Source organism: Bacillus sp. ok061 (assembly GCF_900108285.1).
GTDB lineage: Bacteria > Bacillota > Bacilli > Bacillales > Bacillaceae_G > Bacillus_A > Bacillus_A thuringiensis_S.
The window spans coordinates 172,281-185,408 of record NZ_FNUW01000003.1; the positions used below are offsets into that span (position 1 = coordinate 172,281).

Consider the following 13,128-nt stretch of genomic DNA (forward strand, 5'->3'; position numbering starts at 1 on the left):
CTTCTCTTTTCTCCTCTAACATTATATTTCCTGTGTATAAGCCGGTTCGTTCACTACATTTTTTGCTGTTCGTTTTTGTTGCTGTAGTAAGAAAACAGATACACCAAACAATACGAGCATGCTACCGATAATTTGCATGGCATTTAGTCTTTCACCTAGTAAAAAGAACGCTAATATAGATGCTCCAACTGGTTCTCCTAAAATACTCATTGAAATTGTTGTTGCATTTACGTAGTTTAATAACCAATTATTAATGACGTGTGACACTGTTGGCACAACTGCAAGTAAAAGAAAAACGGTCCAGTCCCACTTCGTATAACCTGTAAAAGGCACTTGCAATACTATATTATAAATCCCCATAAAAATACCTGCGAATGCAAAGACTGTAAAGCTGTAAATCCAGTGTGATACTTTCTTTACTGTCGTTTGCCCGATAAATAAATAACCAACAACCGCTATTACACTTAAAAAGGATAATATATCTCCATAAATTGCTTGTTCACTTAACCCTAAATCTCCCCACCCAATACACATTACGCCTAGTATCGCTATTCCCATTGTAGCAATGGCTGAGTATGTTGTTCTTTCTTTAAATAAGAAAAAACCTCCAACTAAAGATACGATTGGTTGAAGCGCTAAAATAATCGTCGAACTAGCAACTGTCGTATGCTTTAAAGATTCAAACCATAAAAGAAAATGAAGCGCTAAAAAAAAACCAGATCCAATTAAAAATCCCCAATCTTTTATTTGAATCTTACTAAACTCTTTCCGTTTTTTCCAAACGATAGGCAGCATAATAAGCACGATAATCCATAATCGATACATACTTAATATTGAAGATGGTGCTGAGGACATCTTTACAAAAACTGCTGCGAATGAAATGGCTATAATGGAAATTGCTAATGGTAGTGCGATTGATCTTTCTTGTTTCAAATTCAGTCTCCCCTCTCACCTGTCAAAAATCCCACTTCATTATATCCGTTTTCTTTCACAACTTAAATACTAATTTTTTAGATTCTTCGTACCATTATGGTAAAATAGAAACGAAAGCACCTATTAGTGAATATTTCTTTCTTTTTCACTACAAGCGTCGCTCTTACAATCATTACAGTAAATTTTTATTTAGGGGGATCCACATGAATCAAACAATAGGGAGAATTGAAGAAATTTCATTTTATAGCGCATCACTTCAAGAAGATGTTACACTTCTCGTTTACTTACCGGTAAATTACACACCACTGCACAAACATACAGTTGTAATTGCACAAGATGGTAGAGATTATTTTCAGCTTGGTAAAGCGCACCGTGTACTTGAGCGCCTTCGTGAAACTGAAGAAATTGACCGTACAATTATTGTCGGTATTCCATATAAAAATGTACACGATCGTAAAGAAAAATATTTCCCAAATGAAGTGAAAAACGCTGCTTATATTCGTTTCCTTGCTCATGAACTTGCACCATATATCGATGAAAATTATCCAACTTACCAAATGGGAAAAGGTCGTGTGTTAATTGGTGATTCTCTTGGCGGAACAGTTTCCTTTATGACTGCACTTATGTATCCGCATACATTCGGTAAAGTCGTTATGCAATCACCATTTGTGGATGAGACAGTAATGAACTTAGCAAAAGACTTCAAAGATCCACAAGCATTAGAACTGTATCACGTCATCGGTACAGAAGAAACGGCTGTAAAGCGTACTGATGGACAAGTATCTGATTTCGTAGAACCGAACCGTGAGTTAAATACACTTCTTACAGATAGAAATTTCATTACGCATTACGAGGAGTTTGAAGGTAACCATACTTGGAAATATTGGCAAACTGATTTACCAAAAGCCTTCTCTCATATTCTATCAATGAAATAATAGAGAGCAGTATTCAGAATAATTTGATATAATAGATAAAGAGATTTATTTATCTCAAAATCTAACTAGACTTACAAAGGGAGGAATTGGAACATGAAATTAGGCATTGTAATTTTTCCATCTAAAATGATTCAAGATAAAGCGAACGGATTGCGTAAACGTTATGACCCGCACTACGCATTAGTTCCGCCACATATTACATTGAAAACACCCTTTGAGACGCAAGATGAACAATTAGAATCGATTGTAAACGAGCTACATACAATCGCAGGTAAAACGAACCCTTTCACCCTTCATGTTGGGAAAGTCGGTTCATTCGCACCTGTTAATAACGTCCTTTATTTTAAAGTAGAAAAAACACCTGAACTTACTTTTTTAAATGAAGAAATGCATGGCGGGTTATTCACGCAAGAACGCGAATATGCTTTCGTACCTCACTTAACAATCGGACAAGGCTTATCAGATGCAGAGCATGCTGATGTATTGGGTCGATTACGTATGAAAGATTTCTATTATGAACAACCAATCGATCGTTTCCATCTTCTATATCAATTAGAAAATGGAACATGGACTGTACACGAAACATTTCACCTTGGAAAGGGGAACAACTAATTTGCACGCACAGATTGTACAAACGGACGAACAACTAAGAGATGCATTCTCTGTACGTAAACAAGTGTTTGTAAATGAACAACGTGTCTCTGCTGAAGAAGAGTACGATGAGTTTGAAGAAACTTCAACACACGTTGTTATATATGACAATGATGTTCCAGTTGGTGCTGGACGTTTTCGCATCCTTGATGGTATAGGAAAAATGGAACGCATTTGCGTGCTAGGTTCCCATCGTAAAAAAGGCATCGGAAAAATTGTTATGGATGCGCTTGAAGCGTATGCAAAAGAAAATTCGCTACCAAAATTGAAACTTCATGCTCAAACACATGCTGAAGATTTCTATAAAAAACTTGGATATGTAACGAGTTCTGATGTATTTATGGAAGCAAATATCCCGCACGTCGTAATGATAAAAGAATTGTAATTTGAAAGCAGGAGGTGCCCCCTCCTGTTTTTTACATTGCTATTTTCTTTTTCTTCCGCTAAAGTTAAATGTTGATGCTATAGTTTTGAAGGTGAACATATGACACAAGAAAAATTTTCACAAAAATCGTTAACACACGCTGATATTCCGCGTGCGACATATCATATTCCGAAAACATCTACCCATTTAATTATGGAAGAAGATGTAGATGCGGCTTATTTCCGCGCTCTCGAACAACAAAATGTTTTTTTAAACGAAAAACAATTAGAAGCCGTGCGCACAACAGAAGGTCCGGTTCTTACACTAGCTGGTGCTGGAAGCGGGAAAACATCTGTTTTAACAACTCGCGTTGGTTATTTAGTAAATGTAAAACAAGTTCATCCACGAAATATTTTATTACTTACATTTACACAAAAAGCAGCTGAAGAAATCCGAAGTCGTGTTGCGAAGTTACCAGGTATGAATCATGCAGCAAGTAGCTACGTTGTTGCTGGTACATTCCACTCTGTTTTCTTAAAATTGCTTCGTAGTCAAGGGTATAATCAGCAAATTTTAGCAAATGAAAAACATAAACAAATTATGATAAAGAAAATCTTAAAAGAATTGCGTTTAAAAGACGATTATGATGCGGAAACGATCCTCGCGATGATTTCACTTGAGAAAAACAAATTAAATCGTCCGAAAGATGTAAAGGCGAAAACGCCAGTCGAACAAGAATTTAAAGAAGTATATGAACGTTTTGAAGAGGTAAAACAACGATACAATTATATTGATTTCGATGACATCTTATTGGAAACATATTATATGTTAGAAAATAATGCTCCTTTACTAACTCAATTACAACAACGTTTTCACTACATTGAAGTAGATGAGTTTCAAGATACATCCTATGCACAATATGAAATTGTAAAATTGTTAGCCACGCCAAGAAATAATTTGTTCATCGCAGGTGATGATGATCAAGCAATTTATGGCTGGCGAGGAGCAAGTCACCAAATTATTTTATCTTTTCCAAAAGAATTTGATAACACAACAATCATCGCACTAAATACGAATTATCGATCCAATCCATTTATCGTCGGGCTTGGAAATGAAGTTATAAAATTAAATCAAGAACGTTTTGATAAAGAGCTATACTCCGTTCGTGAGGAAGGTGTACAACCTTTTTATGCAAGACCTGCTACGACTCTTGATGAAGCAAATCAAATTTTACAGCTCATTCAAGAAAAAGTAGATAGCGGTGAACAAAACTATAAAGATTTTTGTTTACTGTATCGCACACATTCTGTAAGTCGTTCGTTACTTGATCAGCTTACCATTCATAAAATCCCGTTTATTAAACACGGGGCAAGCCAATCATTTTATGAGCATTCTTTAATTAAGCCTGTATTAGATCATTTAAGACTCGTGATTGAGCCGTTTCGACTAGAATCACTTTCAAACATATTGCCGACGATGTATATCGGACGTGATGATTGTATTTCATTTATTGAACGTGAACAATGGAAATATGGTGAGGGGCGCTTCCCTTCTCTTCTTCATTTCTTACTATTAAATCCAAGCTTAAAACCTTTTCAAGTAAAAAAGGTAAATGAGCGTATTGATTTTATTAAATTTATAAAAGAATTAGAACCCAAAAAAGCATTAAAAGAAATCATTCATGGTAAAGGAAAATATTTAGAGTACTTACAAAGTAACGATCGTTCTTCCTTTACGATGCATAAAGACATACAAGAAGAAATGTTAGAAGAATTAATGGAGTCTGCAACTCGTTTCACCGATATTCCGGCTTATTTACAATTTATTGACGCGGCGATTCAAGGTCAAAAAGAAATGGAAGCATTAAAAACAATGCCGCAAAAAGATGCCGTTTCACTTATGTCAATTCATAACGCAAAAGGCCTTGAATTTCCATGTGTCTTTTTACTTGGAGCGAGCGATGGGATCCTGCCCCATACTTCCTCTTTAAAAGATGCAAATGATCGCGTTACGGAAACTTCTGAAGCATTAGAAGAAGAACGCCGATTACTTTATGTCGCCATTACACGTGCGAAAGAAGAACTTTACATTTCTTCTCCGCAATTTTTCAGAGGAAAGAAATTAGATATATCTCGCTTTCTATATACTGTCCGAAAAGATTTACCTGAAAAGACATCCACTAAATAAGGATGTCTTTTTTTATAATGCATTATGTACATCCCTCCTATATAAATTCCTTGTTCTTATCATAAGAATTAACGTAATATCAACCATATCCCACTCATATTGTAATAGTGTATGTCAGAACTCACGAGAAGGAGTGAACATAATGAGCTGCAATTGTAATGAAGATCATCAACATGAGTGTGATTTCAACTGTGTATCGAATGTTGTTCGTTTTATACATGAACTACAAGAATGTGCAACGACAACATGTGGATCTGGTTGCGAAGTTCCATTTTTAGGTGCACATAACAATGCATCAGTAGCTAATACACGTCCTTTTATTTTATACACAAAAACTGGAGAACCTTTTGAAGCATTCGCACCATCTTCAAGCCTTACTAGCTGCCGATCTCCAATTTTCCGCGTAGAAAGTATAGATGATGATGACTGTGCTGTATTACGTGTATTAACTGTAGTTTTAGGTGATGGTACCGCTGTACCACCTGGTGACGACCCAATCTGTACGTTTTTAGCTGTACCAAATGCAAGACTAATATCAACCTCGACTTGTATTACTGTTGATTTAAGTTGCTTCTGCGCTATTCAATGCTTACGCGATGTTTCTATATAAAACTAAATACTGATTTAAGCATGGATTGGGTGGCAGAATTATCTGCCACCCAATCCATGCTTAAAGAGTATTATTATGTAAATTTCTTAAAATTGGGAACTTGTCTAGAACATAGAACCTGTCCTTTTCATTAACTGAAAGTAGAAACAGATAAAGGAGTGAAAAACATGTTCTCTTCTGATTGCGAATTTACTAAAATCGATTGCGAGGCAAAGCCAGCTAGTACACTACCTGCCTTTGGTTTTGCTTTCAATGCTTCTGCACCTCAGTTCGCTTCACTATTTACACCACTACTATTACCTAGCGTAAGTCCAAATCCAAATATTACTGTTCCTGTAATCAACGATACAGTAAGTGTCGGAGATGGTATTCGAATTTTACGAGCTGGTATTTATCAAATTAGTTATACATTAACAATTAGTCTTGATAACGTACCTACTGCACCAGAAGCTGGTCGTTTCTTCTTATCATTAAACACGCCAGCTAACATTATTCCTGGATCAGGTACAGCAGTTCGTTCTAACGTTATTGGTACTGGTGAAGTAGACGTATCTAGCGGTGTTATTCTTATTAACTTAAATCCTGGTGACTTAATTCAAATTGTACCAGTTGAGTTGATTGGAACTGTAGATATCCGTGCAGCAGCATTAACAGTTGCTCAAATTAGCTAGTAAAAAGCGGTATTTCTAATACAGAAATACCGCTTTTTATATGTATAATAAAAAACACTCACAGTAGCATGAGTGTTTCATTCTTCATAGTGTTTTATTTTGTTCTTCTTTTTCCCACAATTACATCCCTTTTTCTTCACAAATCCTTGTTGTTGTAATTGTTCTTGATATGCCTGTTGTTGTGCATGGTGCTGTTGCTGTATTTGATACCACTGCTGCAGGTCATATGAATTTTGCCTTAGATTACTGCTCACAGCAAACATCTCCTCTACTGTCAATTCTGTCTATTTACTATATGACCAACTCTTTATTTCCGTTCCCTCATTCTTTTAAACTCCGCTTTTCCTCTTATTATGAAAATATATTATTCTCCCATAAAATATCCTGTAATCGTTTCAATGATTGCTGCTGCACCTGCAATAGCTAATAATGCAAGTAACGGCTCCGCAACGATAGGAATACAATTATATAAAACTAATAAAAAAGCACTAACCCATACACCTGTACACCAATAACAGCTTAATAATTCGCCAATCCACTTTCTTAATCCTTTACCTTTTACTTTTGTAAACGTTGATACACTTCCATCCGGCTCGGTAATCTCTAATTCATCAATAAATGGTCTTCGCAAAAAGGCTGTAATTTTATCATAAACAATTAAACGAGTGAGCCTAAAAGCAGCTAACGCAAAAATAAAAAATAAAAGCCAGCTTGTAAACAGCATAATTCCACCTTCCCTTATCCTCTTTCGCCTATTTAAAAAAAAAGGTCTTGAGATTGTGACCAAATCTCCTCGACTCCAATATCTTATTAATGTAAATACAAACAAGAAGATAAGGAGTGACATTAATGAGTTGTAACGAAAATAAACACCATGGCTCTTCTCATTGTGTAGTTGACGTTGTAAAATTCATCAATGAATTACAAGATTGTTCTACAACAACGTGTGGATCTGGTTGTGAAATCCCATTCTTAGGTGCACACAATACTGCATCAGTAGCAAATACACGCCCTTTTATTTTATACACAAAAACTGGAGAACCTTTTGAAGCATTCGCACCATCTTCAAGCCTTACTAGCTGCCGATCTCCAATTTTCCGTGTGGAAAGTGTAGATGATGATAGCTGTGCTGTACTACGTGTATTAACTGTAGTTTTAGGTGACGGTTCTCCGGTACCACCTGGTGACGATCCAATTTGTACGTTTTTAGCTGTACCAAATGCAAGATTAATATCGACAACTACTTGCATTACTGTTGATTTAAGTTGTTTCTGTGCGATTCAATGCTTACGCGACGTTTCTATCGTTAAGTAAACTAAAAAACTATTGGGGTGGTAGAAGCTTTCTACCACCTTTACATATTTAAAAGCCGGCCATACTAATCGATTGGATATCATCTATAGACAACCTAATATCTCTCATACTATTTTGCGGCATAATAGATACAATGCCATTACGATACGATATGATCGATCCCACATAAGAAACTGTAGCTGTTTTTATTCTGCACCTTACTTTTGGAATGTAATGAGGGCGGTTTAATAAAAAATGAATTTTTTCTTCATTATTCATATCCTTAAATGATTTATTATACGGGACAGTTCTTACTGGCTCTTGCTGTTCTTTCTCTTCTTGTTCTGCGTGTTCTTCTTTTTCCTCTTCTTCTATTTTTTCTTCCACTTGCTGCTCTTCTTGTTGTTCTTGTTCTATTACCTCTTCCACAGCACTGCTTACAATATTTTCTTGTCTATTACTTTGCTCTTTTTGATCTTCATTTTCAAAGTTTGTCAGGATAATCCTTTTTATTTTCGGTGCAGCAAGTTCTAAACTTACTTGAGCAATATATAACAACGGTTTTCCAACTGTTGAACTTTTATTTTTATTCTTCACACTCGTCCCTCCCACTTCCATACGTAGCTGAATAAATTGTGTACTATTATAGTTATATTCATCATGTGGTAAGAACTTTCGTTAAAAATCGTGCTTTCTAAGAACAAATAAAAAGGACAATCTCAGCATTTAGAGATTGTCCTTTAAAAATTAATATTATATTTATCCTAGGATATGATACCCTGAATCAACGTGAATGTTTTCTCCTGTTACACCACGTGCTAAATCACTGAATAGGAATACTGCTGTATCGCCAACTTCTTCTGGAGTTGTTGTACGACGAAGTGGTGCGCGCTCCTCAATTTCTCTTAAGATTGAGTTGAAATCGCCTACACCTTTTGCAGATAACGTACGAATTGGTCCTGCAGAAATAGCGTTGACGCGAATACCATGTTGACCTAAATCGTTCGCTAAATATTTCACGCTCGCTTCTAATGAAGCTTTCGCAACACCCATAACGTTATAATTTTTCACAACGCGCTCGCCGCCAAGGTATGTTAACGTTAAAATATTTCCGCCTTCTGTCATTACTTTCTTCGCTTCTCTTGCTACAGCTGTTAAAGAGAATGCACTAATATTTTGTGCAAGTAAAAATCCATCGCGAGAAGTATCTACAAATTCACCTTTTAAGTCATCGCGATTTGCAAAAGCAATACAATGTGCTACACCGTGAATAGTACCTACTTCTTGTTTAATTGTTTCAAAGCAAGCTGTAAGTTCCTCATCATTTGTTACATCACAAGGTAATACAAGTGATTCTTGTCCTTCTAATGTATCCGCTAATTCACGAACGTTTCTTTCTAAACGTTCTCCTGCATATGTGAAGATTAATTTTGCACCTGCATTATGCAAAGAGCGAGCAATTCCCCACGCAATACTTCTTTGGTTCGCAACGCCCATAACAACAAATGTTTTCCCTTGTAATAGTTCCATGATATATCCTCCCAGAAATACTTATACTTGTTATTAGTACCTGATACTATAATTATAGTACCATAAAACCGCTTAAAGGCAAACAAAAAAGTCATTAACAGAAATTTGTTAATGACTTTTGGTTTCTATAAAAAAGCGCTCTAACCCTTCTTCCCAAGACGGCATTTGTAAAAAACCATTTAATCGTAGCATGTTATGTTGAAAGATAGAATATTTGGGCCTCGCAGCCGCAGCCCCGAATTCTTCCGTTGAAACAGGTAATACATTCACTTTCATATTTGTATACGAAAATATCTTTTGTGCAAATTCAAACCAAGAGCATGAGCCTCTGTTTGATACGTGGTATGTACCGTATAAAGAAGTATGAATGAGCTTATTAATAACTATATTTAAATCCGCCACATACGTAGGAGAGCCAACTTGATCCGCTACAACAGATATTTCATCTCTTTCTTTTCCTAATCGCATCATCGTTTTCACAAAATTATTTCCATATTTACCATATAGCCACGATGTGCGAACGATAAAATATTTATTATGTAACTCTTTGACGAACTGCTCCCCCGCATACTTAGAGGCTCCATATATATTTATCGGCGCTGGACTATGAAATTCATCGTATCCCTCTGGTCTGGCGCCTTGAAATACATAATCAGTACTAATATAAACTAGTTTCGCTCCTACTAATTGTGAAGCGACCGCTACATTTCGAGCTCCGATTGCATTTATTCTATATGCAAGATCCTGTTCTTTCTCCGCATGATCTACTTTCGTATAGGCAGCACAATGAATAATTATATGTGGTTTTATTTCTTGTACCACTTGTTGTATTCGGGATATATTTGTCACATCTAATAGCTTTTTATCAAATGGATATATATCATATTCTTCAGAGTTTAACTCTTCAAATAGTTGCTTTCCTAATTGGCCGTTTGCTCCTGTTATGATAACCCTCTCTTTCATTTAACATGCCCCTTACTGGTCTTTTAGTAGTTTCCACCATTCCTTATTCTTTTCATACCATTTCACCGTCTCTTGTAATCCTTGTTCAAACGTATATTTCGGTTCCCAATCAAATTCATTCTTCATTTTCTCCGCATCAATCGCATAACGACGATCGTGCCCTAAACGATCTGTAACATATTCGATGTCTTTTTTTGTTTTTCCTAAAAGAGTAATAATTTGTTCCACAACTTCTACATTTGTTTTTTCATTATTTCCACCTATATTATATACTTCTCCCACACGTCCCTTATGCAGAACAACGTCAATCGCACTACAATGATCCGTTACATGTAACCAATCTCTTACATTTAAACCATCACCATATAACGGTAGTTTTTTTCCTTCCAGTGCATTCGTAACCATTAACGGAATTAATTTCTCGGGATACTGGTAAGGCCCATAATTGTTAGAACAACGCGTTACTATAACCGGTAATTGATATGTTTTATAGTAAGATAGAGCTATCAGGTCCGCGCTCGCCTTACTTGAAGAATATGGACTATTTGGAGCTAACGGCGTTTTCTCTGTGAATTTCCCTGTTTTCCCTAAAGAGCCATACACTTCATCCGTTGATACTTGCACAAGTTTTATATGCGAATATTTTTTAACTAGTTCTAATAAAGTGACCGTCCCAATTACATTTGTATCATAAAAAGGAATCGGATTTTCAATACTACGGTCCACATGTGATTCAGCTGCAAAATTTACAATCACTTGTACGTCTCGCTCTTTTATAACGTGTTCTAATAGCTCTCCATTTTGAATTTCCCCTTTTACAAAAGAGTAATTCGGGTGATTCTGAAGAGATTTTACGTTATTTAAATTCCCGCTATATGTTAATGCATCGTAATTAATAATTTTATATGTTTCATAACTTTGTAGCATGTAATGAACGAAATTACTTCCAATAAATCCAGCCCCACCTGTTACTAATATATTCATAAACAACGCTCCTACTTAAAAACTATCTTCATATTCCTCTAGTAATGGTAATATCTGATCCTTATCGGACAATATAGGATCGGTTACTGGCCAAGGAATTGCTAAATCTTTATCTTCCCAAAGTAATCCTGAGTCATGCTCTGCGCTATAATATTCATCTACTTTATACATAACGATAGTATGCGGAACAAGCGTGCAAAATCCATGCGCAAACCCTTTTGGCACTAGTAATTGCCGATGGTTATCTGCACTTAAAATATATCCTTTCCATTGTTTAAATGTTGGTGATTTTTTTCGTAAATCAACGATAACATCATAAATTGCCCCTTGCATAACTTGAATGAGTTTCGTTTGTGCTTTCGGTTTTTTTTGAAAGTGTAGTCCCCGAATCGTTCCTGCCTTAGCCGAATAAGATACGTTATCCTGTACAAATGTATACGTTATCCCTAATGTTTCTAGCACCTGCTTATTATAGCTCTCTGAAAAAAAGCCACGCTCGTCTCCAAACAACCTCGGTTCTAACAATTTTGCATCGGTAAAATTTGTTTCTACAACTTTCATATTCTCACCTATTCTCCGTTAAACTGTTTCCCAAAATTAATATCCCGTGCTAACGTATTCGCCTTTTGAAGCGAAGCGTGAGTTCCCGCATCAGTCCACCAGCCGCTCATTTCATTATAAGTAAGTACCCCTCGTTTTAAATACCAATTATTTATATCTGTAATTTCAAGTTCTCCCCGTGCAGAAGGTTTTAATTCTTTAATATAAGAAAAGACTTTCGAATCATACAAATAAATTCCCGTAACAGCATAAGAGCTTTTCGGCTCTTTCGGCTTTTCTTCAATTTCAACTATTTTTCGGTTTTGAATATGTGCTACGCCAAATCTTTCGGGATCTTCTACAGATTGCAATAGTACTTTCGCACCTTCTTTTTGATTTGTAAACTCTTCAACATACGGAAGAATATCATCTGAAAAAATATTATCCCCTAATATAACTACCATACGATCATTCCCGACGAAATCTTCACAAAGCCCTAACGCCTGTGCGATCCCGCCCGCTTTATCTTGTACTCGATACGTAAAGGACACGCCAAATTCATGACCACTCCCTAAAAAGCTAACAACATTCCCCATATGCTCTTTACCTGTAATAATCATAATATCTGTAATATCGCATTGTTTTAGCTTATATACCGCATGATAAATCATCGGATACCGACCAACAGGAAGTAAATGTTTATTCGTTACTTTCGTTATTGGATATAATCTCGATCCAGTACCACCTGCTAAAATAATTCCTTTCACCCTGCATCTCTCCTTTATGATGGAGATAATATATCTTTGTAATGTTCTATAAACACTTTCCGGTACTTCTCATATGTATCCGCATCAAACTCATCCCCGTTGTAATGAATACACCATAAATTTGCTTGATTTGGGATACCGATTAAATAACCAGCCCTTTGAAACTCTAAAGACTGTGACACATCATAAAAGTGAAACCCTTGAAACAAATCTTCTCGCCACGGAATATCATACTGCGTTGCCATGAATAAACCATCAATTGCCTGAACTGATAAAAATGGTTGATTACCATAAAAAACCTGATCTAAATTTAATAATTGATAATTCTGTCTTCTGTATTCAATCACTTTCCCTACTAAATTTTTTCCTTCCCACCATATCCCGTTATTCGGTAAAAACTGAGCCCCAGCGACTCCTATTAAACCAAGCTTTTCATTTTCTTTAAAAAGAGATATAAGTGTAGAAAACATGTCTCGATTAATAAGATATGTATCTTGATGTATATACACTTTGTATTTCGCTGGATATGAAAGGGCTCGGTTGTATGCACTTGCCATACTTTGTGCATCTCGTATCGGAAAAATTTGTACGACATAGCCAGGGGGAACAAAAATGTTTCTTATTTGACTCTCACATTGTTTGAAAAGCTCTTCATTATTTACACAAACAACAACTAATATTGTATGATCTTTCATTTTTG

At 35.9% G+C, this 13,128-nt stretch carries 17 protein-coding genes; 7 read left to right on the forward strand and 10 right to left on the reverse strand.

Annotated features, from left to right (window positions below; translation table 11 throughout):
- Positions 1 to 21: 21 nt before the first annotated feature.
- Positions 22 to 933, reverse strand: a complete 912-nt coding sequence (locus C4S65_RS05915) for a DMT family transporter (RefSeq protein WP_000808256.1) — start codon at positions 931 to 933, stop codon at positions 22 to 24.
- 203 nt (positions 934 to 1,136) lie between these two features.
- On the opposite strand from C4S65_RS05915, the gene C4S65_RS05920 reads away from it, so the two are divergent.
- The 6 genes from C4S65_RS05920 (at position 1,137) to exsF (ending at position 6,351) form a co-directional block, all read left to right on the forward strand.
- Positions 1,137 to 1,868: an alpha/beta hydrolase-fold protein gene (locus tag C4S65_RS05920; protein WP_098838633.1), complete on the forward strand. Its 732-nt coding sequence runs from the start codon at positions 1,137 to 1,139 to the stop codon at positions 1,866 to 1,868.
- 93 nt (positions 1,869 to 1,961) lie between these two features.
- Positions 1,962 to 2,480 (forward strand): YjcG family protein, encoded by a 519-nt coding sequence (locus C4S65_RS05925; protein WP_000765871.1) that lies wholly within the window; start codon positions 1,962 to 1,964, stop codon positions 2,478 to 2,480.
- Between the two features lies 1 nt (position 2,481).
- Positions 2,482 to 2,904, forward strand: a complete 423-nt coding sequence (locus tag C4S65_RS05930) for a GNAT family N-acetyltransferase (RefSeq protein ID WP_000543294.1) — start codon at positions 2,482 to 2,484, stop codon at positions 2,902 to 2,904.
- 99 nt (positions 2,905 to 3,003) lie between these two features.
- Positions 3,004 to 5,070 carry an ATP-dependent helicase gene (locus C4S65_RS05935; RefSeq protein ID WP_098838632.1) on the forward strand — a complete coding sequence of 689 codons (2,067 nt, stop codon included), beginning with the start codon at positions 3,004 to 3,006 and terminating at the stop codon, positions 5,068 to 5,070.
- A gap of 142 nt (positions 5,071 to 5,212) precedes the next feature.
- On the forward strand, positions 5,213 to 5,680 hold the full coding sequence (gene cotY, locus C4S65_RS05940; RefSeq protein ID WP_001277719.1) for a spore coat protein CotY: 468 nt from the start codon (positions 5,213 to 5,215) through the stop codon (positions 5,678 to 5,680).
- 167 nt (positions 5,681 to 5,847) lie between these two features.
- Positions 5,848 to 6,351 carry an exosporium protein ExsF gene (gene exsF / locus C4S65_RS05945; protein ID WP_000492942.1) on the forward strand — a complete coding sequence of 168 codons (504 nt, stop codon included), beginning with the start codon at positions 5,848 to 5,850 and terminating at the stop codon, positions 6,349 to 6,351.
- A gap of 77 nt (positions 6,352 to 6,428) precedes the next feature.
- Here the strand turns inward: exsF and C4S65_RS05950 are convergent, their stop codons facing one another.
- Together C4S65_RS05950 and C4S65_RS05955 are read right to left on the reverse strand one after the other, a co-directional pair.
- A complete protein-coding gene (locus tag C4S65_RS05950) occupies positions 6,429 to 6,614 on the reverse strand; it encodes a hypothetical protein (protein WP_003306531.1) in 186 nt (61 codons plus the stop codon).
- Positions 6,615 to 6,715: 101 nt separating this feature from the next.
- Positions 6,716 to 7,075 (reverse strand): DUF1360 domain-containing protein, encoded by a 360-nt coding sequence (locus C4S65_RS05955; protein ID WP_000899659.1) that lies wholly within the window; start codon positions 7,073 to 7,075, stop codon positions 6,716 to 6,718.
- Between the two features lie 125 nt (positions 7,076 to 7,200).
- Between C4S65_RS05955 and exsY the strand changes: the two genes are divergently transcribed.
- Complete coding sequence (gene exsY, locus C4S65_RS05960) at positions 7,201 to 7,665, forward strand: exosporium assembly protein ExsY (RefSeq protein WP_001277742.1); 465 nt, start codon at positions 7,201 to 7,203, stop codon at positions 7,663 to 7,665.
- A 48-nt stretch (positions 7,666 to 7,713) separates the two neighbouring features.
- Here exsY and C4S65_RS05965 read toward each other — a convergent pair whose 3' ends face one another.
- From C4S65_RS05965 to C4S65_RS05995, 7 genes are all read right to left on the reverse strand, one after another.
- Positions 7,714 to 8,262 (reverse strand): spore coat CotO family protein, encoded by a 549-nt coding sequence (locus C4S65_RS05965; RefSeq protein WP_003306532.1) that lies wholly within the window; start codon positions 8,260 to 8,262, stop codon positions 7,714 to 7,716.
- 141 nt (positions 8,263 to 8,403) lie between these two features.
- Entirely contained in the window at positions 8,404 to 9,174 is a 771-nt protein-coding gene (gene fabI / locus C4S65_RS05970; RefSeq protein ID WP_000421885.1) for an enoyl-ACP reductase FabI, read from the reverse strand.
- Between the two features lie 108 nt (positions 9,175 to 9,282).
- Positions 9,283 to 10,137, reverse strand: coding sequence for a dTDP-4-dehydrorhamnose reductase (gene rfbD / locus C4S65_RS05975; RefSeq protein WP_000664662.1), 855 nt, complete (start codon positions 10,135 to 10,137; stop codon positions 9,283 to 9,285).
- A 12-nt stretch (positions 10,138 to 10,149) separates the two neighbouring features.
- Complete coding sequence (gene rfbB / locus C4S65_RS05980; protein ID WP_001024180.1) at positions 10,150 to 11,121, reverse strand: dTDP-glucose 4,6-dehydratase; 972 nt, start codon at positions 11,119 to 11,121, stop codon at positions 10,150 to 10,152.
- Between the two features lie 15 nt (positions 11,122 to 11,136).
- Positions 11,137 to 11,682 carry a dTDP-4-dehydrorhamnose 3,5-epimerase gene (gene rfbC / locus C4S65_RS05985; RefSeq protein WP_000869419.1) on the reverse strand — a complete coding sequence of 182 codons (546 nt, stop codon included), beginning with the start codon at positions 11,680 to 11,682 and terminating at the stop codon, positions 11,137 to 11,139.
- Positions 11,683 to 11,690: 8 nt separating this feature from the next.
- Positions 11,691 to 12,428, reverse strand: coding sequence for a sugar phosphate nucleotidyltransferase (locus C4S65_RS05990; RefSeq protein WP_000676169.1), 738 nt, complete (start codon positions 12,426 to 12,428; stop codon positions 11,691 to 11,693).
- A gap of 14 nt (positions 12,429 to 12,442) precedes the next feature.
- Positions 12,443 to 13,123 carry a glycosyltransferase family protein gene (locus tag C4S65_RS05995; protein ID WP_000651523.1) on the reverse strand — a complete coding sequence of 227 codons (681 nt, stop codon included), beginning with the start codon at positions 13,121 to 13,123 and terminating at the stop codon, positions 12,443 to 12,445.
- Between the last annotated feature and the right edge of the window lie 5 nt (positions 13,124 to 13,128).